Source organism: Streptomyces sp. P5F9, from assembly GCF_057961495.1.
Map to the genome: position 1 here is coordinate 1 of NZ_JBXVPZ010000005.1, position 25,225 is coordinate 25,225.

Annotated in this window: 24 protein-coding genes; 6 read left to right on the top strand and 18 right to left on the bottom strand. The window is 69.9% G+C overall.

What is annotated here, in order from left to right:
• Positions 1 to 449: adenosylcobinamide-GDP ribazoletransferase (locus AC31A1_RS01725; protein ID WP_489651448.1), on the bottom strand; the 449-nt coding region annotated here is incomplete at its 3' end.
• 60 nt (positions 450 to 509) lie between these two features.
• On the opposite strand from AC31A1_RS01725, the gene AC31A1_RS01730 reads away from it, so the two are divergent.
• Positions 510 to 1,277, top strand: coding sequence for a hypothetical protein (locus tag AC31A1_RS01730; protein WP_489651449.1), 768 nt, complete (start codon positions 510 to 512; stop codon positions 1,275 to 1,277).
• A gap of 16 nt (positions 1,278 to 1,293) precedes the next feature.
• Here the strand turns inward: AC31A1_RS01730 and AC31A1_RS01735 are convergent, their stop codons facing one another.
• The 3 genes from AC31A1_RS01735 to cobT form a co-directional block, all read right to left on the bottom strand.
• Complete coding sequence (locus AC31A1_RS01735) at positions 1,294 to 1,956, bottom strand: hypothetical protein (RefSeq protein ID WP_489651450.1); 663 nt, start codon at positions 1,954 to 1,956, stop codon at positions 1,294 to 1,296.
• On the bottom strand, positions 1,953 to 3,719 hold the full coding sequence (locus tag AC31A1_RS01740) for a phosphatidylglycerol lysyltransferase domain-containing protein (RefSeq protein ID WP_489651451.1): 1,767 nt from the start codon (positions 3,717 to 3,719) through the stop codon (positions 1,953 to 1,955). Before AC31A1_RS01740 ends, AC31A1_RS01735 begins: the two co-directional genes overlap by 4 nt.
• Positions 3,720 to 3,951: 232 nt before the next feature.
• Positions 3,952 to 5,250 carry a nicotinate-nucleotide--dimethylbenzimidazole phosphoribosyltransferase gene (cobT, locus tag AC31A1_RS01745; protein ID WP_489651452.1) on the bottom strand — a complete coding sequence of 433 codons (1,299 nt, stop codon included), beginning with the start codon at positions 5,248 to 5,250 and terminating at the stop codon, positions 3,952 to 3,954.
• A gap of 138 nt (positions 5,251 to 5,388) precedes the next feature.
• On the opposite strand from cobT, the gene AC31A1_RS01750 reads away from it, so the two are divergent.
• The 3 genes from AC31A1_RS01750 (at position 5,389) to AC31A1_RS01760 (ending at position 8,934) form a co-directional block, all read left to right on the top strand.
• A complete protein-coding gene (locus tag AC31A1_RS01750) occupies positions 5,389 to 5,952 on the top strand; it encodes a methyltransferase domain-containing protein (protein WP_489651453.1) in 564 nt (187 codons plus the stop codon).
• Positions 5,949 to 7,661, top strand: coding sequence for a sodium/solute symporter (locus AC31A1_RS01755; protein ID WP_489651454.1), 1,713 nt, complete (start codon positions 5,949 to 5,951; stop codon positions 7,659 to 7,661). Before AC31A1_RS01750 ends, AC31A1_RS01755 begins: the two co-directional genes overlap by 4 nt.
• Before the next feature lie 67 nt (positions 7,662 to 7,728).
• Positions 7,729 to 8,934: a sensor histidine kinase gene (locus AC31A1_RS01760; protein ID WP_489651455.1), complete on the top strand. Its 1,206-nt coding sequence runs from the start codon at positions 7,729 to 7,731 to the stop codon at positions 8,932 to 8,934.
• Between the two features lie 6 nt (positions 8,935 to 8,940).
• On the opposite strand, the gene AC31A1_RS01765 is transcribed toward AC31A1_RS01760, so the two are convergent.
• The 7 genes from AC31A1_RS01765 to AC31A1_RS01795 all read right to left on the bottom strand — a co-directional run bounded on the left by AC31A1_RS01765 (position 8,941) and on the right by AC31A1_RS01795 (position 16,721).
• Positions 8,941 to 9,099, bottom strand: a complete 159-nt coding sequence (locus AC31A1_RS01765; RefSeq protein WP_019070924.1) for a hypothetical protein — start codon at positions 9,097 to 9,099, stop codon at positions 8,941 to 8,943.
• A 13-nt stretch (positions 9,100 to 9,112) separates the two neighbouring features.
• Positions 9,113 to 10,945: a serine/threonine-protein kinase gene (locus AC31A1_RS01770; protein WP_489651456.1), complete on the bottom strand. Its 1,833-nt coding sequence runs from the start codon at positions 10,943 to 10,945 to the stop codon at positions 9,113 to 9,115.
• Positions 10,946 to 10,970: 25 nt separating this feature from the next.
• Positions 10,971 to 12,263: a DUF6777 domain-containing protein gene (locus AC31A1_RS01775; protein ID WP_489651457.1), complete on the bottom strand. Its 1,293-nt coding sequence runs from the start codon at positions 12,261 to 12,263 to the stop codon at positions 10,971 to 10,973.
• Positions 12,264 to 12,379: 116 nt separating this feature from the next.
• On the bottom strand, positions 12,380 to 13,330 hold the full coding sequence (locus AC31A1_RS01780; RefSeq protein ID WP_489651458.1) for a cytochrome c oxidase assembly protein: 951 nt from the start codon (positions 13,328 to 13,330) through the stop codon (positions 12,380 to 12,382).
• A gap of 187 nt (positions 13,331 to 13,517) precedes the next feature.
• Positions 13,518 to 14,543, bottom strand: a complete 1,026-nt coding sequence (locus AC31A1_RS01785; RefSeq protein ID WP_393753713.1) for a 6-phosphofructokinase — start codon at positions 14,541 to 14,543, stop codon at positions 13,518 to 13,520.
• Positions 14,544 to 14,732: 189 nt separating this feature from the next.
• Positions 14,733 to 15,461 (bottom strand): type 1 glutamine amidotransferase, encoded by a 729-nt coding sequence (locus AC31A1_RS01790; RefSeq protein ID WP_489651459.1) that lies wholly within the window; start codon positions 15,459 to 15,461, stop codon positions 14,733 to 14,735.
• Between the two features lie 21 nt (positions 15,462 to 15,482).
• The gene (locus AC31A1_RS01795) at positions 15,483 to 16,721 is read right to left on the bottom strand and encodes a Mur ligase family protein (RefSeq protein ID WP_393753711.1); all 1,239 of its coding nucleotides are present in this window, start codon (positions 16,719 to 16,721) and stop codon (positions 15,483 to 15,485) included.
• 154 nt (positions 16,722 to 16,875) lie between these two features.
• Between AC31A1_RS01795 and def the strand changes: the two genes are divergently transcribed.
• Entirely contained in the window at positions 16,876 to 17,421 is a 546-nt protein-coding gene (def, locus tag AC31A1_RS01800) for a peptide deformylase (RefSeq protein WP_489651460.1), read from the top strand.
• A 133-nt stretch (positions 17,422 to 17,554) separates the two neighbouring features.
• On the opposite strand, the gene AC31A1_RS01805 is transcribed toward def, so the two are convergent.
• Entirely contained in the window at positions 17,555 to 18,199 is a 645-nt protein-coding gene (locus AC31A1_RS01805) for a TetR/AcrR family transcriptional regulator (RefSeq protein WP_393753709.1), read from the bottom strand.
• A 171-nt stretch (positions 18,200 to 18,370) separates the two neighbouring features.
• On the opposite strand from AC31A1_RS01805, the gene AC31A1_RS01810 reads away from it, so the two are divergent.
• Positions 18,371 to 19,600, top strand: coding sequence for an acyl-CoA dehydrogenase family protein (locus AC31A1_RS01810; protein ID WP_033278259.1), 1,230 nt, complete (start codon positions 18,371 to 18,373; stop codon positions 19,598 to 19,600).
• Between the two features lie 178 nt (positions 19,601 to 19,778).
• On the opposite strand, the gene AC31A1_RS01815 is transcribed toward AC31A1_RS01810, so the two are convergent.
• From AC31A1_RS01815 to AC31A1_RS01840, 6 genes are all read right to left on the bottom strand, one after another.
• A complete protein-coding gene (locus AC31A1_RS01815; RefSeq protein ID WP_489651461.1) occupies positions 19,779 to 20,327 on the bottom strand; it encodes a GNAT family N-acetyltransferase in 549 nt (182 codons plus the stop codon).
• 61 nt (positions 20,328 to 20,388) lie between these two features.
• Complete coding sequence (locus AC31A1_RS01820; protein WP_489651462.1) at positions 20,389 to 20,910, bottom strand: cupin domain-containing protein; 522 nt, start codon at positions 20,908 to 20,910, stop codon at positions 20,389 to 20,391.
• Between the two features lie 7 nt (positions 20,911 to 20,917).
• Complete coding sequence (locus AC31A1_RS01825) at positions 20,918 to 22,132, bottom strand: cytochrome P450 (protein ID WP_489651463.1); 1,215 nt, start codon at positions 22,130 to 22,132, stop codon at positions 20,918 to 20,920.
• A gap of 7 nt (positions 22,133 to 22,139) precedes the next feature.
• Complete coding sequence (locus AC31A1_RS01830) at positions 22,140 to 23,204, bottom strand: type III polyketide synthase (RefSeq protein WP_393753705.1); 1,065 nt, start codon at positions 23,202 to 23,204, stop codon at positions 22,140 to 22,142.
• A 365-nt stretch (positions 23,205 to 23,569) separates the two neighbouring features.
• Entirely contained in the window at positions 23,570 to 23,806 is a 237-nt protein-coding gene (locus AC31A1_RS01835; RefSeq protein ID WP_079309507.1) for a DUF6213 family protein, read from the bottom strand.
• A gap of 25 nt (positions 23,807 to 23,831) precedes the next feature.
• Positions 23,832 to 25,217 (bottom strand): NADP-dependent succinic semialdehyde dehydrogenase, encoded by a 1,386-nt coding sequence (locus AC31A1_RS01840; RefSeq protein WP_489651464.1) that lies wholly within the window; start codon positions 25,215 to 25,217, stop codon positions 23,832 to 23,834.
• Between the last annotated feature and the right edge of the window lie 8 nt (positions 25,218 to 25,225).

The window sequence follows — 25,225 nt, forward strand, 5'->3', positions numbered from 1 at the left end:
CCCGAAACAACGGCCCCGACCGCCCCCCGAGCCCAAGAGTCGCCGTAGAGCTGAGACAGCGCAGCCACCTGAGCCAGCAGCACGAAGACAAGAGCGAGCACCCCGAACGGCCCGATGTCCGACTGCTTCATGATCCGCAGCGCGTCCTCGGCGGGTTTCCCGCTACCAAGCCCATCGGCGGTATCCGCAAGCCCATCCAGATGCAGCCCGCGCGTAAGAACGGCAGGCACGGCGACGCTTCCGACGGCGGCAAGCAGCGGACTCGCCCCCAGGAACAGAAGCAGCAGCCCAAGCCCCGCAGCACAGCCCCCGACGACCACCCCCACGACCGGCGCCGCCAGCATCCCGGCGCGCGCGGCATCCCGATCCCAGCGGGTCACCGTGACCGGGAGAACAGTCAGCGTGCCGAACGCGAAGCGGAGGCCGTCGAAGGGCGGGGTCTTGGACACCGGCGCAGATTACCCGGCGGTCAGCAGGGCACCCTCCGCGGCCGTAGCTAAAGTGCCCATATGGGACATTGGCTACACCGCAACATCGTCGAGCCGGGCAAACTCCCGCTCCTCCTCGCGCTGACCGCCTTCGTCCTGACCTTCCTCATCACCCGGGTCGTCACCCGCCTGATCCGCGCCGGCAAGGGCCCCTTCGGCAACATCAAGGCCGGCGACGTGCACATCCACCACGTCGTCCCGGGCGTGGTCCTCACCGTGATCGGCGGCTTCGGCGCGGTGGCCAGCACGCGCTACGGCGTCGGATCGGCGGTGTTCGCGATCGTCTTCGGCATGGGCGCGGGCCTGGTGCTGGACGAGTTCGCGCTGATCCTCTACCTCGACGACGTGTACTGGACCGAGGCGGGCCGCAAGAGCGTCGAGGCGGTGGTGCTCACGGCGGCCCTGGTCGGCTTCGTGCTCGCCGGTTTCTCGCCCTTCGGCGTCAACGACCTCACAGCCGCCGAACTCCACGACCGCGCCGGCGTGATCGTGAGCGTCGCGGTCAACTTCCTCTTCTCCCTCATCGCCCTGAGCAAGGGCAAGGCCCGCACGGCGGTCTTCGGCGTGCTGGTCCCGCTGGTCGCCCTCGTCGGCGCGATCCGCCTGGCCCGCCCGGGTTCCCCCTGGGCCAAGCGCTTCTACCGCAGGCGCCGCCACCGGGCCCGAGCCCGTTCCACCCTCCGCGCCTACCACCACGACCGCCGCTGGGCGGGCCCGCGCCGAGCCGTCCAGGACTGGATCGGCGGAAAACCGGACCCGGAGCCGGTACGGCTACCCGGGCACCGCTGAGCACACCCGGCCCCGCCTACCTGGCACCTCGCCTGCGATGCCGTAGCGCCGACGCCAGACACAACAACCCCACCGCGATGATCGCCGCCAGATGCTCCTTGCCCGCGAGGTTGCCCTTCAGCATCACCTCGATCGCTATCGCCGCGGTCACCGCGAGGGCCGTGACGTACGCGCCGTAGCGCCACGCGACGAACACCGCGAGGCCGACCACCGCCGCGGAAGGACCCGTGTCCACGACCAGCCGGTCCGAGCTGGGCAGTCCGAACGGGTTGTCGAAGCCGAGCCAGATGCCCAGCCGCGCGTACAGCGTGCCGGCGAGCGTCGCGGCGTACGCGATGACCAGGGTGCGCCGGCGGCCGAGGCAGATCTCCGCGATGCCGAACACGAAGAGGATCTGGGCGAGGGCGCCCCACACGGGGAGGTCCAGGGCCGGGACGAAGAGGGAGAGCGGGGTGCGGAGGAGGGCCAGCCAGAGGGGGTCCACGGCCCGTACCGCACCCGTGTCCTGCACGAACTGGTAGCCCCACGACTGGTTCTGCACGAACTGGAGCGACGCGGTCAGCAGCACCGCGCCGATCGTCATCGGGATCGCCCGCCGGCGCCGCTTCAGCAGCGGCTCGCGCACGGTGACGTAGAGCAGTCCCCATTCGGCGCGGGCCCAGCGGGCGAGGCGGTTCATCTGTGCGTCTCCAGGTGCTTGCGGTGCAGCCACTTAGGCAGCCCCGGCGCCTCCAAAAACCCTTCCGCCCGCGCCGCCGCGAGGCCGATGCGCAGCAGGTCCGCGCTCTTCTCGAAGAGCAGGAACCGGGGTTCCCAGATGGGCCGGTACTTGGCGTTGGCGCGGTACAGCGACTCGATCTGCCACCAGCGCGAGAAGAAGCTGAGGAGTGACCTCCACAGCCGCAGCACCGGCCCGGCACCGATCCGCGCCCCACGTTCGAAGACCGAGCGGAACATGGCGAAGTTGAGCGAGACCTGGGTGATGCCGATCTCCTGGGCGCGGCGCAGGAGTTCGATGACCATGAACTCCATCAGCCCGTTGTCGGAGTCGCGGTCCCGGCGCATCAGGTCGAGCGACAGCCCGTGCGGGCCCCACGGGACGAAGGACAGCACCGCCCTCAACTCGCCTTCGCCGTCGGTGCATTCGAGCATCACGCACCGCCCGTCGTCCGGGTCCCCGAGCCGTCCCAGCGCCATGCTGAACCCGCGCTCGGTGGCCCCGTCCCGCCAGTCGTCCGCCCGCTTCAGCAGGTACGCCATCTCCTCGGCCGGAATGTCCTCGTGGCGGCGGATGCGTACGGTGTAACCGGCGCGCTTCACCCGGTTGTAGGCCTGCCGGACGGTTCGCATGGCCCGCCCCTCAAGGGTGAACTCGGCCACCTCGACGAGGGCTTCGTCCCCGAGTTCGAGGGCGTCGAGGCCATGCCGTGCGTAGACGGTGCCCGCCTCCTCGCTCGCGCCCATGACGGCCGGAATCCACCCGTGAACGCGCGCTTCCGCCAGCCAGGGCTCGATCGCGCCGGGCCACGCCTCCGGGTCGCCGATCGGGTCGCCGGAGGCCAGCGACACCCCGCCCACGACCCGGTACGCGACGGCCGCCTTGCCGGTCGGCGACCACACCACGCTCTTCTCCCGGCGCAGCGCGAAGTACCCGAGCGAGTCCCGCTCGCCCTGCCGCTCCAGGAGCGCCCGCAGCTTCTTCTCGTCGTCCTCGGTGAGCGGGTCGACGGCACGCCGGGAGCGGAACGCGGCGTAGAAGACCGCGAGGACCAGGACCGTGCTGAGCACGTTGATGACGACGTTGACCCAGTTCGGGGTCCAGATGCCGGGGAAGCGATTCTCCGGCGCGGCGATGGACACCAGCCGGAACGCGCCGTAGCGCCAGCGCTCCACGAACGTCGAACGGGACGCGTCGTGCGCCTGGTTGGTGACCGTCACCAGCAGCGCGGCGAGCAGTGAGGCGGCCAGGGTCCCGCCGACGGCGACGACGGCGGCGAGCCGGGGGTTGGACCGGTCGCCCTTCGCGTAGAACTCCCGCCGCCCCACGAGGAGTGCGCCGACGAAGGCCGCGGTCAGCACCAGGGAGATCCAGTTCTGCGGGTACTGGCGGATCTCCTGGAACGACATGGCGAACCCGAACAGCGCCAGGAACAGCCCGCTGACCACCAGGTTCAGGATCCACGCGGCGCGTTTGCGGCGCCGCATGGTGATGGCGAGGAACGCCGTGAACACCCCGGACGCGAAGCCTGCCGTCAGCAGATACGGCGTGAAGAAGTTCTCCTGGTTGTGCCGTCGTACGTCCTGCCCCAGCGAAACCCACGCCGCGCTGAGGAAGTTGATGAACGCGACGGCCCGCAGATACCAGACGGCGAAGGCCGCGGCCCGCCGCGAGGCGCCTGAGCTGTGACGTTCCTGAACGGGCCCGACCCGGACATCTCCCATGAAGGAGGATCATATGGGCGTTGTCGCGGCGAACGGTTCTTATCCGCCGCCGCAACGATCACGCCCCGGTCACTCCTCGGACTTCCCGCCCCTGGCCGACCGACTTGTCGACCCCGGCCGCCTGCCGTACATCGACCGGCTGCCGTACGTCGACCAGCTGCTGTGTGCCGGTCGGCTTCTCGGAGCCCGGTCGGGTTCTCGGTCTCGGTCGGTTCTCGGCGCAGGTCGGCTGCTACGCGTCGGTCGGCTTCTCGGCCTCGGCCGGGGCATCGGCCTTCTCCGGGCCCGCGGCCGCTTCCGGCTCCGCGGCCTGGTGCGGTTCAGCGGCCTGTTCCGACCCCGCCGCCTTCTCTGGCTCCGCTGCCTTCTCCAACCCCGCGGCCCGCTCCGGCTCAGCTGCCGCTTCAGTCGCCGCTTCGGGGGTCGCGGAAGGCTCCGCCGACTCTTCCGCCTCCGCCGACGCTCCCTCCGCCTGCTCCAACTCCTCCGGCTTCAGGGGGAGTTCGGCGGCCAGTGCCGCCGCGGCCTGCACGAGCGGCAGTGCGAGCAGCGCGCCCGCGCCCTCGCCGACGGTCACGCCGTGGTCGAGGAGCGGTTCCAGGGCCATCCGGTCGAGCGCCTTCGCCTGGCCCGGTTCGCCGCTGTTCTGCCCGGCCAGCCACCAGTCCGGTGCCCGGAACGCGACCCGCTGGCCCACCAGCGCGCACGCGGCGGCGACAACGCCGTCCAGGATCACCGGCAGCTTCCGTACGGCACTCTGCAGCAGGAACCCGGTCATCGCGGCGAGGTCGGCGCCGCCCACGGTCGCGAGGAGCTGCAACTGGTCGCCGAGCACGGGCCGGGCCCGCCGCAGCGCGTCCCGGATCGCCGCGCACTTGCGCATCCACGCGAGGTCGTCGATCGCGAGCCCGCCGCGCCCGGTGACCACAGAGGCATCGGTGCCGCACAGCGCCGCGATCAGCACGGAGGCAGGCGTCGTACCGCCGACGCTCACATCGCCGAGAACCACCAGATCCGTACCGGAGTCGGCCTCCTCGTTCGCGACGGCGATGCCCGCCTCGAACGCGGCCGTCGCCTCCTCCAGCGTCAGCGCGTCCTCGATGTCGATACGCCCGCTGCCCCGCCGGACGCGGTGCTTCACGACCGCGTCCGGCAGCGAGCCGGGGTCGCAGTCCAGGCCCATGTCCACGATCCGCACCGGCACCCCGAGCCGCCGCGCGAGCACCGCCGCCGGGCTGCCGCCCTCCAGCACCGACCGCACCAACTCCCCGGCGCTGCCCGCCGGCCGGGCCGAGACGCCGAGTTCGGCGACCCCGTGGTCGCCCGCGAACAACACCGCACGCGGCCGTTCGACCGGCCGCACCGGCACGGCGCCCTGCGCCGCCGCCAGCCACTCACCCAGGTCGTCGAGTCGCCCCAGCGACCCGGGCGGCACGATCTGACGTTCGCGGCGCGCCTCCGCGTCACGGCGCACACCGCCGTCGGGGCGCTCGATCAGATCGGTGAAGTCGTCGAGATTAAGCGAGCTCATTCGCCGAACAGTACCGGCAGCGATCGAACGCGACAGCGCCACATGGCCACCACGCGCCCCGGACGTCCTTGCCCTCAAGATCTGGATCCCGTACGTATCGCTTTGCACCGTTTTGTCGTACGTCTCCGGGAGCCGCCCATGAACAGCCTGCGCACCCGCGTCAGCACGCGCGTCAGCACCCTCGACGCGCGCCGCCGCCACCGCGCGCTGGCCCGCGCGATCCTCCGGCTCCTCCCCGAACCGGAGAGCTGGCTCGACGTCGGCACCGGCGACGCCCACTTCCCGGAAACGGCCAAGGCCCTCTTCCCGTACACGTCCTTCGACGGCGTCGACCCCACCCCCCGAGTCGTCCGCGCCCGCGCCGCCGAACGCATCGAGGAGGCCTACGCCGGCCACCTCACGGACCCGCACATCGCGACCGTCCTCCAGTCCCGCTACGACGTCGTGACCCTCCTGCGCGACCGCTCACCGGCCCCCGACCCCGATGCCGAACTCCGCGCCGCCCTCACGGTGTTCGCGGTCCTCGTGCTCCTGGTCGGCCCCCTGCCCCTCGTCTTCGCGGCGACCCCGGGCTCCCACCGCCTCGAATGGCTCGTCCTCGGCTTCTGCCTCTACGCCCCGCTCGTCCTCCTCGCCCTCTGGTACGTGCGCCGCGCCGAACGCAACGAACGCGACTTCGTGCGCCTCGTCGAGGACCGATGAACTCCAGCTATGCCGTACCGGCCGTCGCCCTCGTCGTCGTGGTCACGGTCCTCGTCGGCGCCTTCGGCCTGCGTATCTCCCGCACCACGTCCGACTTCTACGTCGCCTCCCGCACCGTCGGCCCCCGCCTCAACGCGGCCGCCATCAGCGGCGAATACCTCTCCGCGGCCTCATTCCTGGGCATCGCCGGCCTGGTCCTCGTCCAGGGCCCCGACATGCTCTGGTACCCGGTCGGCTACACGGCCGGATACCTGGTGCTGCTGCTGTTCGTCGCCGCCCCCCTGCGCCGTTCCGGCGCCTACACCCTCCCCGACTTCGCCGAGGCCCGCCTCGCCTCGCACGCCGTACGACGCCTCGCGGGAGCCTTCGTCGTCGGTGTCGGCTGGCTGTACCTGCTGCCCCAACTCCAAGGCGCGGGGCTCACGTTGACCGTCCTCACCGGCGCGCCCGACTCGCTCGGCGGGCTGATCGTGGCGGTCGTCGTGGTCGCCACCGTCGCGGCCGGAGGCATGCGCAGCATCACCTTCGTGCAGGCCTTCCAGTACTGGCTGAAGCTCACCGCGCTGCTCGTCCCCGCCCTCTTCCTGGTCCTCGCCTGGCAGAGCGACGGAGCACCCCGCCACGCCTTCGAGGAACCGGCAACGTTCCGCGAACAACGGGCAGTTCGGGTCGACGAGACACTCGACCTCAGGCTCGACCGCCCCCTCACGGTCACGGTGACCGGCACGGTCGACGGCCACACACATGACGGCGCGAAGCTCCAACTCCCCACCGGCACCCACCACATCGAGCGCGGCACCCGCCTCACCTTCGCCAAGGGCGCCCGCGTCCCCGTAGCCGACCGGGGTACCAACGACGGCATGTCGACCTCCCTCGCCGCCGGCCGCGAGGAACGCCCGCTGTACGCGACGTACGGCCTCATCCTCGCCACCTTCCTCGGCACCATGGGCCTGCCGCACGTCGTCGTCCGCTTCTACACCAGCCCGCACGGAGTCGCCGCCCGCCGCACCACGGTCGCCGTCCTCGGCCTGATCGGCGCCTTCTACCTCCTCCCGCCCGTCTACGGCGCCCTCGGCCGCCTGTACACCCCCGAACTCACCATCACGGGCGACGCGGACGCGGCCGTCCTCCTGCTCCCCGACCGCATGATCGGCGGAGTCGGCGGCGATCTGCTCGGCGCGCTGGTCGCGGGCGGCGCCTTCGCCGCGTTCCTGTCCACCGCGTCGGGACTGACCATGGCCGTCGCCGGCGTCCTCACCCAGGACGTCCTCCCGTCGCGCGGGGTACGGCACTTCAGACTCGGCACGGTCCTCGCCATGGCCGTACCGCTGGTGGCGAGCGTCCTCGTCGGCGGGCTGCCCGTCGCCGACGCCGTGGGGCTCGCGTTCGCCGTATCGGCGTCCTCCTTCTGCCCGTTGCTGGTCCTCGGCATCTGGTGGACGCGGCTCACCCCGCCCGGCGCGGCGGCCGGGATGCTGGTGGGCGGCGGGTCGGCGTTCGTCGCGGTGGCCGCGACCATGGCGGGCTTCCCCGGCACCGGGCCCCTGCACGCGCTGCTCGCCTGGCCCGCGCTCTGGTCGGTGCCGCTGGGGTTCCTCACCATGGTGCTGGTGTCCCTGGCCACCCCGGGCCGGGTACCGACGGGAACGGCGGCGATCCTGGCGCGGTTCCATCTGCCGGAGGAACTACGGGCGGAGGTGAAGGCGTGACGACACCCACGGGCGGTCCCGGCATCACCGTGAGCGGATCGCCCAACTCCCTTACGGAGATGGCCGCATGAGCGGATTCCTGGCCGGCCTCTGCGTCGCCGTACTCCCGCTGCTCGCCGCCGGTTTCTGGCTCGGGCGGCGCACCGCACGGCCCGAGAGCCTCGGCGGGCTCGGCACCCCGGTCGAGCACGCCACCTTCCAGACCCTGCACACCGCGTCCCTCGCAGCGCCCCCGCTGCGCGCCGGCCTCACCGAGGAGACGGCCCGCCGCTCGGCCCGCAGACTGCGCACGCTGCTGGGCACCGACGCGCTGTGCCTCACCGACCAGAAGCAGGTCCTCGCCTGGGACGGCATCGGCGACCATCACCGGACCGAGATCATGGAACGGCTCGCGGGCCCTCTGGAGACCGGCCGCGGCGAGGCGTTCCGGCTCACCTGCGACGCCCCCGACTGCCCGTTGCGCTGGGCGGTGGTCGCCCCGCTCACCGTCGACGACCGGGTCCACGGCGCGCTCGTCGCCTGCGCACCGCGCGAGTCCGCCGTCCTCGTCCGAGCCGCCGGAGAGGTGGCCCGCTGGGTCTCCGTGCAACTTGAGTTGGCGGATCTGGACCAGTCCCGTACCCGCCTGATCGAGGCCGAGATCAAGGCACTTCGGGCGCAGATCTCCCCGCACTTCATCTTCAACTCGCTCGCGGTGATCGTCTCGTTCGTCCGCACCGACCCCGAGCGGGCCCGCGAACTCCTCCTGGAATTCGCCGACTTCACCCGCTACTCGTTCCGCAGGCACGGCGACTTCACCACCCTCGCCGACGAACTCCACGCCATCGACCACTACTTGGCGCTCGTCCGCGCCCGCTTCGGCGAACGGCTCTCGGTGACCCTGCAGATCGCCCCCGAGGTACTGCCGGTCGCGCTCCCGTTCCTCTGCCTGCAACCGCTGGTCGAGAACGCCGTCAAGCACGGCCTGGAGGGCAAGGCCGACAAGAGCCGCATCAGCATCACCGCGCAGGACGCGGGCGCCGAGGCACTCGTCGTCATCGAGGACGACGGCGCCGGCATGGACCCCGACCTGCTGCGCCGCATCCTCGCGGGCGAGGTCAGCCCCTCCGGCGGCATCGGCCTGTCCAACGTCGACGACCGGCTCCGCCAGGTCTACGGCGACGACTACGGCCTCGTCATCGAGACCGCCGTAGGAGCGGGCATGAAGATCACCGCCCGGCTGCCGAAGTACCAGCCGGGCGTGCACTCGGCGAGCCGCCGGAGTGAGGCGTAGCGGGCGTCAGGTGCTGCGCGTGGCCACCATCCCGAGGGTGATCAGCCCGAGCACGACCCAGCCGAACCACAGCCAGCCGTTACTGCCGAGCGCCACCGTGTAGGCCGTCACCACCACCAGACCGCCGACGGTGATCACCCCCATGGTCTTCGTGGAACCGGGCATCGCAACACCCTCCTCATGGTTCGTCCCCCTCCATGGTGCCCCCGTTCTGCCTCCGAACGGCGCACACGACGAAATGCGTGCCCGACTTCCACGGTCCCCGGCCGGTCCAGGAGGCCGCCTCGTAGACCGACGGATCGAAGCCGTAGTCGGCCGGCGGGACGTCCCGGGCACACGCCGCGTCCGATTCCGTACGGGCCCGGGCCAGCGTGACGCCCGCGCCCAACCGGGTGAACCCGAGCACTTCCTGGTCGTGCCTGCCGGTGCAGGAGACCAGGCTCGCGGCCCGGTCCGAGGGCACGTCCAGGCAGTCCCGCCGCTGCATGGTCGAGATGTCCGCGAACGCCGACCCGAGGGCGCGCCGACCGCCGAGCGGCCCGTAGACCGGCCCGTGCGCGCCCAGCACCAGACACGCGGTGCGATGTCCGGCGGCCTCGAAACCCGCGTCGGTCGGTACGACGGCGAAGCCCCGCACGTCCGCGAGCTTCTCCCGCGTCTCCTGCGTCCGCTGCGCACACCGGCCCGCCCCGACCTCGCGTGCCTCACCCGCCGACGCGGTGGACACGAAGGCCATCACCTGACCGTCGGGCACCGAGTTACGGCAGGTGGAGTCGACGGCGAGCCGGGGCGTCCCCCCGAACCGCTTCCCACCGGGCCAGTCGGCGGTGACACAGTCGCCGTCCTTGAGCGGCGCGGAGAGCCCGATGGCTGTGCCGTACGGCGGACTGTCCTTCTTCGTACTCGTGTTGTCGCCGGCCGACTGGTGGGCCACGGCGTACCAGACGCCACCCAGGGCGAGGGCGAGTCCGAGCAGGCCCGCGAGGACGGCCTGGCGGAGCCGGGGACGCGGGCGACGGCGCCGGCCAGTGGGGGAGGACGAGGGAGCCGACGGCCCCGGCGTGAAAGGCGCCGCCTGCCCTTCCCAGGGTGACGGCGAGCCCAGGTCGGTCTGGGTCCGTGCGTACGCCTCCGCCTTCGTCTGCGGCGTCACGATCCGCGCCAGCTCCGCCTCGGCCTCCGCCGCCGGAATCCGCCGTAGCGGATCCTTCTCCAGCATCGCGTGGAGCACCGGGGCCAGGGCGCCCGCGCGGACCGGGGGGAGCGGGTCCTCCATGACCACCGCGGTGATCTCCGCGAGCGGGGTCTCGCGCATGAAGGGGCCGTGGCCCTCGACGGCGTGGTACAGCGTGCAGCCCAGCGAGAACAGGTCGGCCGCGGCGGTCGGCGGCCCGCCCGTGGCCCGTTCCGGCGCCAGATAGCCCGCCGTACCGACGAGCACGGACGTCAGCGTGTACCGCGTCTCCCCGGCGTCCGGCTGCACCGAGATGCCGTAGTCGGTGAGCAGGACGCGGGCGTACGGCGAACCGGTGCGGTCCGGCGCGAGCAGGATGTTCGCCGGTTTCACGTCCCGGTGCATCACGCCCCGTTGATGCCCGGCGGTCAGCGCGTCGAGTACGGCGAGGCCGATACGGGCGCACTCGGCGGGGGCCAGGGAGCCGTACCGGCCGACCATGTCGCGCAGGTCCACGGCGTCCGCCACGTACTCCATGACGATCCAGGGCAGCCCCTCGTGCTCCAGCACGTCATGGACGGTCACCACATGTGGGTGCCCGCGCAGCCCCGCCGCGTTCCGCGCCTCGGCCCGGGCACGCGCCACCCGGGCCTCCCGCTCGGCGTCGGCGGAGGCCGGGTTGCTGAACACGATCTCCTTGAGCGCGACTTCACAGGCCAGCCGCTGGTCATGTGCGAGCCACACATGTCCCATCCCGCCACTGCCCAGCCGGTTCAGCAGGAGATAACGACCGGCGATGACCCGGCCCACTCCCGAGGTCGGCGATCCCTGTGGCATCCGGACTCCTCCTTCCGGGTCCGCGTCACGTCTCGGTGGTGGCGGTGGCGGTGGTGGTGGCGGCGGTGGGCGTGCCGGTCGTCACGGAGGCGCTGGCGGTGACGGGCGCGCTGCTCGTCACGGGAGCACTCGTCACCGGGACGCTGCTGGTGACCGGTGCGCTCGTGGAGGGCGAGTGGGACACCACCAAGGGCGAACTGGTCGTAGGCGAACTGCTCGACGGCGGCGGGTCGCTCGGGGGCACGGACGGCGGTGGCGACGAAGGCGGTGGCGAGGACGTGGGCGATGCTGGTGCGGACGTCGAAGGCGGTGCCTTGGACGTCGGGGGAGCCAGCGTGGGCCCGGACGTCGTCGGAACCGGGGGAGTGGAAGCAGCACCTCCACTCGTCCCACCGGCCACGCTCAACGTCACGTACTCCCCGAACCGCAGCTCGGTCCCGGCCGGCGGATCGCTCGCCGTGACGTGCGCGTCGTCGGACGGCAGCGCACTCCCGCCGTACCCCACGGCCAGACCACTGCTCACCAGTCGCTGCCGCGCCGCTCCGAAGGTCATCCCCGCGAGGTTGGGCACAGCGTGCTGCTTCCGGGTGTCGAAGGTGGTGTCGTGCGTGCCCGTCGTACCGACCCGACGCGTGATGCCGATGTCGGGATCGTCGACGTCGACGAGGGCGAGCCCCTCCACCTTCCGCGGCGCCGGACGTACGGCCACGACCGAGGACGCGTGATATCCGTTCCACTTCTTGTTGCCGTCCGCGAACTTGACGGAAATTCGGCTCGCGTCGCCCTTGAAGGGGCGCAGTGGATTTCCGCACGAGCACTTCGCTGCGGGTTCCCCCTGCTCGTCGACGAGAATCGCGATTCCCGCCTGGAGAAGGGAGTTGTAGGGCGTGGCCTTTCCCTTTTTGTAGTCGTGGTTCTGTACGAGAGTGTCGTGACGCAGGAGCACGGGTGTGAGCCGGTTCAGATAAGCCGGTATCTGGTCCGTGGTGATACCCAGCACACCCGACCAGGCGACCGCCTTCTGATGGTTCGCGGGATCGGTCAGAAACCTCTTGAGTTTCGCCACGTCACAGATGGTCGGCTTCTTGGTGCCCCCGTACAGACCAGGCGTGTCCCCCTGCTGCAAACTGCCCTGCACGGGCACCGATCGGACCTCGGCGTCCTGCCCCAGTCCCTGTTTCTCGTCGAAGAAAGACGCGAGCGACGGAACTCCGGCGGCGACCGCCTTCACGGCGAACATATGTGCGCCCCCGCCGCATGCGCTCAACCCACTCACGGCCAGGACACAGACGAGCAGCACGGCGATCCTGCGGATCACCGGAATTCCGGTCCTTCGCACAACAGCACGACATGTCATTACCGCTCCCCCCGGTGGCGGTTCCCCCATCGCGCTTATGCTACTGAACGAAATTTCCGTTCAGTTGCCGCATGTGTTCAATTGCTTCGTGTGTTCAATGAGGCCAAATAGGCGTTGTACGCCTCAAGTTCCTTGTCGCCGTCCCGGTCGGCGGCCCGGTCCTGGCGCTTGGCCTGCCGCTGTTCCGAGCTGTACCACTGGAACAGCAGGGCGACCAGCACCAGCACGGACGGCACCTCGCTGAACGCCCAGGCGATACCGCCGGCCGCGTTCTGATCGGAGAGCGCGTCGATGCCGAGCGAGGCGGGCGGGTTCTTGAACGTCTCGACCATCGGCTCCGACGCCATCATCAACGCGATGCCGAAGAACGCGTGGAACGGCATCCCGGCGAACAACTCCAGCATCCGCATCAGATAACCGGGCCGGTTCGGCCCCGGATCCACACCCATGATCGGCCAGAAGAACACCACACCCACGGCGAGGAAGTGCACCATCATCGCGATGTGCCCGGTCTTCGACCCCATCAGGAAATCGAAGATCGGCGTGAAGTACAGCGCGTACAGGCTCGCGATGAACAGCGGGATCGTGAACGCGGGATGCGTGATGATCTTCATGTACCGGCTGTGCAGGAACATCAGCAGCAGCTCACGGGGCCCTTTGCGACCCCGGGCCGCCGGCGGCAGCGCACGCAACGCCAGCGTGATCGGGGCACCGAGCAACAACAGGATCGGCGTCAACATGCTGATGACCATGTGCTGCACCATGTGCACGCTGAACATGACCATTCCGTAGTCGTTGAGCTTGGTGCACATCACCAGCCCGATGGTCAGCACACCGATGACGAAAGAGATCGTCCGCCCCACAGGCCACGAGTCCCCCCGCCGCCGCAACCGCACGACCCCCCAGCCGTACAGCCCGAGCCCGGCCAGGCAGGCGATGAGGAAGAACGGGTCGGCCGACCACTCAAGCCCGCGCGCAAAGGTGAACGGCGGCAGATCCATGGTCATACCGTGCCCGCCGTGATCCATCGAACGGCTCCTGATTCGTGGGGTTGTGCGTCGTCTGTCCGCACCAGGGTAGAACTGCCCCCGGCCACTTCTACGACCGGGGCCAGCGGAACCCCCTAAGGGGCGCGGGGCTGTCACATTTGCGGCTCCGCCGCGTGGGCGCGACCAGCCCCCACACACCCGCACCCGACGAACTACCTCACGGCGTTCAGAGCACGCACTCAGCCTCTTCATACCGATCAGCGGGCACAGTCTTCAGGGTCTCCACCGCATCCGCCAACGACACCATCACAATGTCGGTCCCCCGAAGCGCGGTCATCTTCCCGAACTCCCCCCGATGCGCGGCCTCCACCGCATGCCACCCAAACCGGGTGGCAAGCACACGGTCGTACGCGGTAGGAGTACCCCCACGCTGCACATGCCCGAGAATCACCGGCCGCGCTTCCTTGCCGAGCCGTTCCTCCAGCTCGATGGACAGCTGCCGCGCGATCCCCGCGAAGCGCTCGTGCCCGTAGACATCCTTCTTGCCCTCGTCGAAGTCCATGGACCCTGCCCGCGGCTTGGCACCCTCAGCGGCGACAACGATCGCGAACCGCTTGCCCGCTTCGAAGCGTTCGCCGACCCGCGCCGCCAACTCCTCGATGTCGAAGGGCCGTTCAGGTACGACGATGGCGTGCGCGCCGGCCGCCATGCCGGAGTGGAGCGCGATCCAGCCGGTGTGGCGGCCCATGACCTCCACGACGAGGACGCGCTGGTGGGACTCGGCGGTCGTCTTGAGCCGGTCGAGGGCTTCCGTGGCGACACCTACGGCCGTGTCGAAGCCGAAGGTGACGTCCGTGACCGCGATGTCGTTGTCGATGGTCTTGGGGACGCCGACGATCGGGAGACCGGCGTCGTACATCAGCTTGGCCGCCTTGAGCGTGCCCTCGCCGCCGATCGGGATGATCGCATCGAGGCCGAGCTCCTCGACATGGCCCTTGGCCCGCTCGACGCCGTCCCGGAGCTGGGAGGGCTGGACGCGGGAGGAGCCGAGAATGGTGCCGCCGCGAGCGAGGATGCCGCTCACCGCGTCGAGGTCGAGCTTGAGGTAGTCGCACTCCAGGAGGCCCTTCCAGCCGTCCCGGAAGCCGATGACCTCGTCGCCGTGGTCCACGACGGCGCGGTGCACGACGGACCGGATGACGGCGTTCAGGCCGGGGCAGTCGCCGCCGGACGTGAGGACACCAATGCGCATAGCCCGAAGAACCTTCTCAACGTGGGCCGAAACCGGACCACATCGTCCGGTACGAACCCCGCCACCCTAACGGCAGGAGGGGGCGGGACCGTAGCGTGCGTCCGCCAGCTGGACGACCCCGCTCACCTGCGCGGACAGGCCGTCAGACGGGCTGGTTTCCGGTAGCCGAAGTGGAGATGGACACCTGGTTCAGGCAGGCTGTTGAGCTGCGCCGATGCGTTCGTTGCGGAGCGCCTCGTACCAGCGGTCGTCGATCGGCGGCAGCGCGTTCACATCGAGGGCCAGCTTCAGCAGCAGGTCCGCGATCAGCGGGTTGCGGGCGAGCACGGGCCCGTGCATGTACGTACCGAACACCGTGTCGTTGTACGCGCCCTCCGTGCCGTCACCCGTGCCGTTGCCCTTGCCGAGGCGGACGGTGGCGAAGGGGCGCGCGGTGGGGCCGAGGTGGGTGACGCCCTGGTGGTTCTCGAAGCCGGTCAGCTGGGGCAGACCCAGGCGCGCGTCGATGTCACCCAGGACATCGCCGACGCACCGCTCGCCCTCGCCACGCGTCGACACCACGTCGAGCAGACCGAGGCCGGGCTCGCGCTGGCCGAGGTCGTTGATGAACTCGTGGCCGAGGATCTGGTAGCCGGCGCACACCGAGAAGACGATCGCGCCGTTGCCGACCGCCCGGTGCAGACCGCCGTCGCGGCGCAGCCGCTCCGCCGCGAGCCGCTGCGGACGGTCCTCACCGCCACCGATCAGGTAGATGTCGCCCGAGGTCGGGATGGGCTGGTCGCTGCGCACGTCCAGCCGGGCCACGTCGAGGCCGCGCTGCCGTGCCCGGCGTTCCACGACAAGGGCGTTGCCCTGGTCGCCGTAGGTGCTCAGCAGGTCGGGGTAGATCCACACCAGACGCAGCTGGTTGTCGCTCATGGTCAATTCGTCCTCTGAGTCTCAGTTGCCGACGCGGCGGCGCAGGTCCTGGAACGCGGTGTAGTTCGCGATGACCTCGATGCGGCCGGGCGGGGCCATCTGCACGGCCTGGTCGAGGTTGTCGCAGACCTGGAAGTGCTGGTTGGCCACTTCCAGTCGGACCGCGAGGTCCAGCTTGCGGTCGCCCACGACGAAGATGGGGTGGCCGGTCAGTCGGGTGTAGTCGACGTCCCAGAGCCACGAGGTGTCGGTGCCGTCGGCGCCGCGCGCGTTCACCGAGAGGATCACCGGGGTCGGCGGCGGGTCGATCAGGCTGAACGTTTCGAGCCAGCCCGCCGGGTTCTTCGCCAGCAGCAGGCGCAGGTCGCGCTGCATGAACTGGACGACGTCATAGCGTCCGGCGACGGCCTGCACCCGGTACATGCGCTCCAGGGCGACCTGTGGCGGCACCCCGAAGACGGCGGCGACGGCGGCCGAGGACGCGGCGTTGGCCTTGTTGGCACGCCCAGGCAGCTGAAGGTGAATGGGCCAGGCGGAGCCGTGCGGATCGAGGACATGGTCGCCGGACAGCGCCCAGCTCGGCGTAGGCCGACGGAACCCGCACTCGCCGCAGAACCAGTCGTCGCCCGGCCGCTGCATCACGCCACCGCACGAAGGACACGACCAGGCGTCGTCCTTCCACATCTGCCCGGCGGCGACCCAGATCACGTTGGGGGAGGAGGAAGCGGCCCACACGACCAGCGGGTCGTCCGCGTTGGCGACGACGACGGCCTTGGAACCCGACAGCCCCTCACGCCAGTTCTCCGCGAGCATGCGGGTCTCGGCCGCGCGGTCCAACTGGTCGCGGGAGAGGTTGAGCAGGGCGATGCACTTGGGGTCGGTGTCGCGGGCGACGCCGGCGAGGTACTTCTCGTCGACCTCGATGACACCGAACTTGGCGTCCGAGCCACCGGCCAGCGCCGAGGTGATACCGGCGGGCATGTTGGCGCCGAGCGCGTTCGAGACGACCGGCCCGGCAGCCCCGAGGGCCTCGGCGATCAGTCGCGTTGTCGTGGTCTTGCCGTTGGTGGCCGAGACGAGCGTCACATCCAGGCTCTGCGCGAGCCGGGCGAGCAGGTCGGGGTCGAGTTTGAGTGCCACTCGGCCGCCGATCACCGATCCGCTGCCCCGCCCCGCGGCACGCGATGCCGCCGCGACCGCCTTGCCCGCCGTCACGGCCAGCTTGGCCCGCGGCGTGAGCGGGTCCGAGTTGCCTGCCATCAGTTCTCGATCCTCCTTGCGTACGCGCCGCGCCTCTGCCTCCGGCAACGTGGTGTGGACCTCAGCCTATCGAGATCCTTATCGGTGCCCGAACCGCGGCACCGCGAACCCCTCGCGGCGGGCGTGCGCCGTAGAGAACCGTACCCTTGCGCCCATGCGATACGGCTCCATCCCGGGCGCCCGCGGGCGAGTCCGTCCCCTCACCCTGCTCGGCGACCCCCTCCTGCATGCCCCGTGCGAGGAGGTCACGAACTTCGGCCCCGAACTCGCCCGCCTCGTAGAGGACTTGTTCGCGACGATGTACGCCGCCCAGGGCGTCGGCCTCGCCGCGAACCAAGTAGGCGAATCCTCGCGGGTGTTCGTCTACGACTGCCCCGACGACGAGGAGACCCGCCACCTCGGCCATGTGGTGAACCCACGCCTGGTGGAGACGGACGGTGTGGTGTTGCGGGGACCGGAGGGGTGTCTGTCCCTGCCTGGCTTGGAGGCAGGAACGGAGCGCTACGACCACGCTGTTGTCGAGGGCTTCACGATGACCGGCGACCCGGTCACCGTGCACGGCACGGGCTGGTTCGCACGGTGCTTGCAGCACGAATACGACCACGTGGAGGGCCGGGTATACGCGGACCACCTGACGGGCTGGCGCCACAAACGCTTGATGCGACAGGTGTCTCGGGCTTCTTGGCACCGGCCAAGGTGATGCCCTTTTAGGGGCGCGACCAGCTCTCAACACGGGCGAGCGCAGGTCTTCGAGGGGCGCGGGGCTGTGTCGATTTGCGGCTCCGCCGCGTGAGCGCGACCAGCCCCCACGCACCCGCAGTCGAATACGACCCCTAGAACCCCGGCCCGCCAACCTTGTCCCCGGCGGCAGCCAGTCGCCCCCACAACAGATCAGCCAGACTCCGCACCAACTCGGCCCGGGAGCAAGGCCGTTCGCCCAGCCACCAGTCACCCGCCGCGTGCATCATCCCGACAATCCCATGCCCCCACACCCGAGCCAGCTGCTGACTGTTGGGCCCAAGATCCACCCGCTCCTCGATGACCTGGGCCAACTCCTCGCCCATACGCCGCAGCAGCGGAACCGAGTGATTCCCCGTGTCGAACCCCTGATCCGCGGTCTGCCCACCCTCCACGGGATGCATCAAAAACCGATACACCTGAGGCAGCGCCTCGATCGCGGCGAGGTACGTGTCGAGCGTGGACTCAACCCGCTCCCGACGTTCAGCGGGCGCATCCAACGCCGCCCGCAACGACGACAACAGGGCATCCGTATGCCGCTTGGCAAGGGCGGCGTACAGTCCACCCTTGTCCCCGAAGTGCCGGTACAGAATCGGCTTCGTAATACCCGCTTCCGCGGCGATCGCGTTCATCGAGGCCTGCGGACCATCACGCAGCACCACTCTGTCCGCGGCCTCCAACAACTCGCGCCGTCGGCGATCGGCGGACCGTTGCTGATCGGTCCGCTGCGTGGTGTCCATGAGCTCTCCCCACCCGTGCTGAATCGGTGACGCCTGCGCAAACTAACACTCAATGTGCCCAACACCTCGAACGGGCTGCCGAGTGGTCATCGGGAGTTGACTTTTCCTACCCGTCGGTAACAGACTCTGTCGTTACCGCAAGTAACATGCTAGTGCGCTGCTGGAGGAGTCATGGCCGAGTTCACCATGGAACTCAACGACGAACAGAAGGAGGTGCGGGACTGGCTGCACGGCTTCGCCGCCGACGTCATCCGCCCCGCCGCCGCCGAATGGGACGAGCGTGAGGAGACTCCCTGGCCGGTCATCCAGGAGGCCGCGAAGGTCGGCATCTACTCCCTGGACTTCTACGCCCAGCAGTACTTCGACCCCACCGGCCTCGGCATCCCGATGGCCATGGAGGAACTGTTCTGGGGCGACGCGGGCATAGCCCTCTCCATCGTCGGCACCGGTCTCGCCGCGGTCGGCGTCCTCGCCAACGGCACCGAGGAGCAGATCGGCACCTGGATTCCCCAGATGTACGGCGACGCCAACGACGTCAAGGTCGCCGCCTTCTGCTCCTCCGAGCCCGACGCCGGCTCCGACGTGGCCTCCATGCGCACGCGTGCCGTGTACGACGAGGCCAAGGACGAGTGGGTGCTCAACGGCACCAAGACCTGGGCGACCAACGGTGGTATCGCCAACGTCCACGTCGTCGTCGCGGTCGTCGACGCGGACCTCGGCTCCAAGGGCCACGCCTCCTTCATCGTCCCGTCCGGCACGCCGGGACTGTCCCAGGGCCAGAAATTCAAGAAGCACGGCATTCGTGCCTCGCACACCGCCGAGGTCGTCCTGGAGGACGTGCGCATCCCCGGTTCCTGCCTGCTCGGCGGCAAGGAGAAGCTCGACGAGCGCCTCGCCCGCGCCCGTGAGCGCGCGAAGGCCGGCGGCGGCGAGCGGGTGAAGAACGCGGCGATGGCCACGTTCGAGGCGTCCCGCCCGGCCGTCGGTGCGATGGCGGTGGGCACCGCCCGTGCCGCGTACGAGGTCGCCCTCGACTACGCGATGACCCGCGAGCAGTTCGGCCGCCCGATCATCGACAACCAGGGTGTGGCCTTCCAGCTCGCCGACATGCGTACGTCCATCGACGCGGCGCGGCTGCTGGTGTGGCGGGCGTCCTGGATGGCCGTCAACGGCAAGCAGTTCACGGCGGCCGAGGGGTCGATGTCGAAGCTGTTCGCGAGCGAGACGGCGAAGAAGGTCACGGGGCAGGCGATTCAGATCCTCGGCGGTAATGGCTACACCCGTGAGTATCCGGTCGAGCGGATGCACCGTGACGCTGCGATCTACACGATCTTCGAGGGCACGAGTGAGATTCAGCGGTTGGTGATCGCGAGGACGCTGTCGGGGATGCCGATTCGTTGAGTTTCGGGTGCGGGTCGGTGGGGGCTGGTCGCGCAGTTCCCCGCGCCCCTTAAAAACCTGCGCTCGCCGATGTCGAGAGCTGGTCGCGCCCACGCGGCGGAGCCGCACATCGATACAGTCCCGCGCCCCCAAAAAGCCCACGCGGCGGAGCCGCATATCGACTCAGCCCCGCGCCCCTTCAGGGGCGCCGTTGCGCACCGGAATTCCACTCCTCGGCCAGCAACCCGAGGATCACCTCGTCGACGAACTCCCCGTTGACCCACGCCGCACGACGGAGGGTCCCCTCCTGCGCGAACCCGGCGCGGGAGGCGGCCCGGATCATCGCTGTGTTGTCGGCCAGGGTCTCCAACTGCAGCCGGTGCAGGCCGCGGACGGTGAAGCCGTAGGTGCACAGCACCTCGACGACATCGACGGCGAGTCCGCGGCCACGGAACCCCGGCCGCAGCGACATGCCCAGGTGGGCGCTTCTGTTGTGGGTGTCGATGCCCCACAGCCCCGCGGTCCCCGCCAACTCGTCGTTGTCGAGGGTAACGACAGCGAAGGGGGCGGCATCGTCGGCAGGTTCGGTGACCGCGAACGGCGAAGCCTCGCTGCCCGGTGAGACGGGACGCCAGGGCCGTGAGTCCACTCGCGATCTCGTCACCACGTCGTCGTACAACTCGGCGTGCAGGACCGGGACATCCGACTCGTGCCGGGCCCGGAGCCCGATCTTGGTTCCTCGCAGCATGGACTGTTCTTAGTCGACCCGCTCAACGCCGATCAACTCGATTACCGACCGCGTCGCAGGGTCAACGGTGCTTGAGGGGCGTCAGCTGCTCGATGTCGTACCGCCCCCGCAACTCCTCGATCGCCGCATGATCCGGCGGACCCCCGCTGCCGAGGATCTCCAACAGCTCCTCGAAATACCGTTCGTGGTCCGGCGGCGGAGACGCCTGGAAGAACATCTTCGCCGACGCTTCCGTCGGGTTCGCGAACGCGTGCGGGCAGCCCGGCGGTACGACGATCACCGTGCCCGGCGTCGCCCGTACCGCCCGCGTCCCCGAACTCGACTCCCAGCGCTGCCAGTTGTCCGGCGTACGGATCCGCGGCTCGAAGGCGAGGACATCCAGCTCGCCTTCGAGCACGTAGAACAACTCCTCGCTGCGGGTGTGCACATGGGCCCCGACGTCGAACCCCGGCGGCACCACCACCTCGAAGGTCGACGCGGTCCGGGAGTGCGAGCCGGTCACCTTGAACGTCACGTGCTGGGCGGGTGTCTGGACGACCCGGCCGTGACCCGGCGGCACCAGCAGCCCCTCCGTCGCCGTCATCGACACCTCACCACGTCACCGGCAGCGCCTCGGGCCCGCGGATCAACGCGCCCTTCTTGAACGGCACTTCGTCGGCCGGGACCGCGAGCCGCAGCCCCGGCATCCGGTCCAGCAGGGCGTCCACCAGCAGCTCGGACTCCAGTCGCGCCAGCATGTTGCCGGGACAGAAGTGCGGGCCGAAGCCGAAGGACACATGCGGGTTCGGGCTGCGCGTGAAGTCGATCCGGTCCGGGTCCGGGAACACGTCCGGGTCCCTGTTCGCGGCCAGGTACGACACGTACACCGGGTCGCCCGCCCGCATCCGTACGCCGCGGATCTCCACGTCCTCCATGGCGATCCGGGACAGCCCGACCGCGTTGCGGTGCGGGATGTAGCGCAGCAGCTCGTCGATGGCCTGGGGCCTCAACTCCGGCTCCGCGCGCAGTCGTTCGACGAGATCCGGACGGGTCAGCAGCAGGTAGAACATCTGCCCGCTGTTGTTGGTGACCGCCTCGCCGCCGATCTGCAGCAGCACCGCGAGCCCGACCGCCTCCTCCAGCGTGATCTCCTCCCGGCCCACGGCGGCACCGAGCAGCGAGGCGACGTCCTCGCCGTCGCTGCCCTCCCGCAGACCGATGAGATCGCCGAAGTAGGCGCCCATCTCCTGCTTCGCCTTCTCGCTGACCTTGGCGCCGTGCGAGGAGGACAGGATGAGCTGGGTCCAGGTGTGCATGCCGTGGTGGTCGGCGGCCGGGACTCCCATCAGCTCGCAGATCACCGCGATGGGGAAGGGGCTCAGCACCGTCTCGGTGAGATCGGCCGGCGGCCCGTGCTGGAGCAGATCGTCGACCAACTCGTCGAGCAGCAGCCGGGATTGCTCCCGCACCCGCTCCACCCCGCGCGCCGTGAACGCGGGGGCGACCGAGCGCCGTAGCCGGGTGTGGTCCGGCGGGTCGAGGAAGCCGACCGCGCCGCGGGCCGGGATGAAGTGCGGGGCGAGCCGGGTCACCGGCTGGTCCATCACCGCCTCGCGGCTGAACCGGGGATCGTTGGTGACCATCCGCACGTCGTCGTGCCGGGTGACCAGCCAGGCCCAGCCCTCGCCGTTGGGCAGCTTGATCCGGTTGACCGGACCCTCCCGCATCAGCTTGGCGAGGACCGGGTCGAAGTCCACCCCGGTCAGATCGAGGGCCGGCCAGGGCCGGACCGGGGGCAGGGTCTCGGTGAGCGTCTCTTCAGTCATGCCGTACTCAAGCCGTCTCTCGGTCGTCGTTGTGCCAGCGGCCCAGGGCCATCTCGGCGGTGATACCGGGGCCGAACCCGGCGAGCAGTCCACGCGCCCGGTGTTCGGCGCCGCCCTCGTCGAAGAGCCGGCGCAGCGCGTCCAGGACGACGGCGCTGGCGATGTTGCCGTACTCGGTGAGGGTGGCCCGGCTGAACCGGAACGCGTGCGGGTCGACCTGGAGGAACTTGCTCAGGTCGTCGAGTATTCGGGGCCCGCCCGCGTGGACTATGTAGAAGTCCAGGTCGGCCGCGTCCCAGCCGTGCAGTCCCGCGAGGTCCTGGAGCGCCGGTGCGAGGGGCTCCATGGTGGCCGGCACCCGCTTGTCCAGCAGGAAGTGGAACCCGGTGGCCCGGACGTCGTACATGATCCACTCTTCGGTCTTGGGGATCAGGTACGACCCGTTGCGCTCCAGCTGGATGCCCGTGCCGCCGCGCCCGCGCACCACGGCCGCCGCGATGCCGTCGCCGAAGAGGCCGTTGGAGAGCAGGGAGCCGATGCCGAGGTCGGTCGGCTGGTAGCACAGCGAGCAGAACTCGCAGGCCACGATGAGCGCGTTGGCCTCCGGGTAGGCCGTGCAGAAGTCGTGCGCCCGGTTGATCGCCGCGCCGCCGGCCGCGCAGCCCAGCTGGGCGATGGGGATCTGGCGGGTGGTGGACTGGAAGGCCATCTCGTTGATCAGCCAGGCCGTGAGCGAGGGCATCATGAAGCCCGTGCACGACACGTAGATGATCACGTCGATGTCGGTGGTGAGGAGCTCCGCCTCGTCGAGCGCGCGCTGCACGACCGACGGGACCCGGGCCTTCGCCTCGGCCGTGTAGATCTTGTTGCGGTCCTCGAACCCGGGGTGCTTCAGGGTCTCCTCGATGGGCTGCACGATGTGCCGGGTGCGCACACCGGTGTTCTCGATCAGCCGGAGGGCCAGCGGCAGGTTGGGGTGGTCCGCGTGACGGGAGCGCGCCAGCTCCAGCGTCTCCTCCATCGTGATCACGTGCTCGGGAACCGACACCGAGGGTTTGCACAAAGTCGCCATGAACCGTCCCTGCTTTCGCCTTCCGGAAGGCCTTCGCCCGCCGGTCAGAAGGTGGTTCACCTCAGAGGGTGGTGCACCCACGATCACCCTTGAGAGCGACGATCTCTCGGTGGACTACTCCAATTCAGGGACCCTGTGTAAAGGTCGGATCAGTATCCGGCCCCCATCGACAGGGCACGCGACGACCGCGAATCCAGCGGACGTGGTCCTCGCCCGGACGTCCAACTTCGCGGAATGGGGCGGCTGTTGGGCAGGGCGAGTCTTCCGACGCAGGCTCGGGGCACCCCCTAGGGGCGCGGGGCTGTATCTACGTGCGGCTCCGCCGCGTGGGCGCGACAAGCCACAACGGACCCGCACCGGCAGAACTACGAAGCGCCCCCACTGCTGTGCGCAATGCACGCGACGTCAATCCGATCAGCCAGCTTCGCCAGCTCGATCGTCAGCGCGGCCACCGTGTCCTCATCGAGCCCGTCCTCCCCGGCCTCGACAAGGTGCAGCCACCGCCCACCCACGGTGCGCAAAAGCTTGCTGACGTCGGCGGCAGCCACCTGCAGGGTCCCGCGGTCGTCGACGATCAGAGGCAGAGTCACTTCGCGGTTCACAGAGGGGATCGTAGCCGCGGAACGCTCACGCTCCGTGCCATACCGTGGTGATGTTGCAGAACTCGCGGATTCCGTGCCCCGACAGTTCCCGCCCGTACCCGGACCGCTTCACCCCGCCGAACGGGAACGCCGGATGCGACGCGGTCATCCCGTTGAAGAACACCCCACCGGCCTCCAGGTCCCGTACGAACCGCTCGACCTCCGCCTCGTCCCGCGTCCACACGTTGGAACTCAGCCCGAACGGCGTGTCGTTGGCGAGGAGGACGGCCTCGTCGAGGTCGGCGACCCGGTACAGCGTGGCGACGGGTCCGAACGTCTCCTCGCGGTGGACGCGCATCTCGCGGGTGATGTCGGTGAGGACGGTCGGCGGGTAGAACCAGCCGGGCCCGTCCGGCCGCTCACCACCGCACAGCACGGTCGCCCCGCTCTCCACCGCGTCGTCGACGAGTTCCTCCAGATCGCTACGGCCCTGCTCGCTCGCGACCGGTCCGACCTCGGTCTCCTCCTCCAGCGGATCACCGACCGTGAGCGCCTTCATGCCCGCCACGAAGCGTTCGGCGAAGGCGTCGAAGACATCCGTGTGCACGATGAACCGCTTCGCGGCGATGCACGACTGCCCGTTGTTCTGCACCCGCGCGGTCACCGCGATCTGCGCGGCCCGCTCGATGTCGGCGGACGGCATGACGACGTACGGGTCGCTGCCGCCCAGCTCCAGCACCGTCTTCTTGACCATGTCCCCGGCGACGGACGCGACCGCCCGGCCCGCGGGCTCGCTGCCGGTGAGCGTGGCCGCCTTCACCCGCTCGTCGCGCAGGATCTCCTCGATCGCGCCGGAACCGACCAGCAGGGTCTGGAAGGCGCCCTCGGGGAAGCCCGCGCGGTGGAACAGGTCCTCCAGGTAGAGGGCGGTCTGCGGGACGTTCGACGCGTGCTTGAGCAGGCCGACGTTGCCCGCCATCAGCGCGGGCGCGGCGAAGCGGATCACCTGCCACAACGGGAAGTTCCACGGCATCACCGCGAGGACGGGGCCGAGCGGCCGGTAACGGACCAGGGCCCGTGAACCGCCCGAGTCCTTGACATCCGCCGCGGCGGGCAGCTCGTCGGCGAGCAGTTCCTGCGCGTGGTCGGCGTACCAGCGCATCGACTTCGCGCACTTGGCGGCCTCCGCGCGGGCCTGTTTGACCGGCTTGCCCATCTCGGTGGTCATGGTCCGGCCGATGTCCTGCTGGTCCTCGTCGAGCAGATCGGCGGCCCGGTGCATGAGCCGGGCGCGCTCGGCGAAGGAAGACGTCCGGTATGTACGGAACGTGGCCTCCGCGAGCTGGAGCCGGCGCTCGATCTCCTCGGCACCCATGGCCTCGTACGTCTTGAGCGTCTCGCCGTTCGCCGGGTTGACCGTCGCGATGGGCATGGCTGACC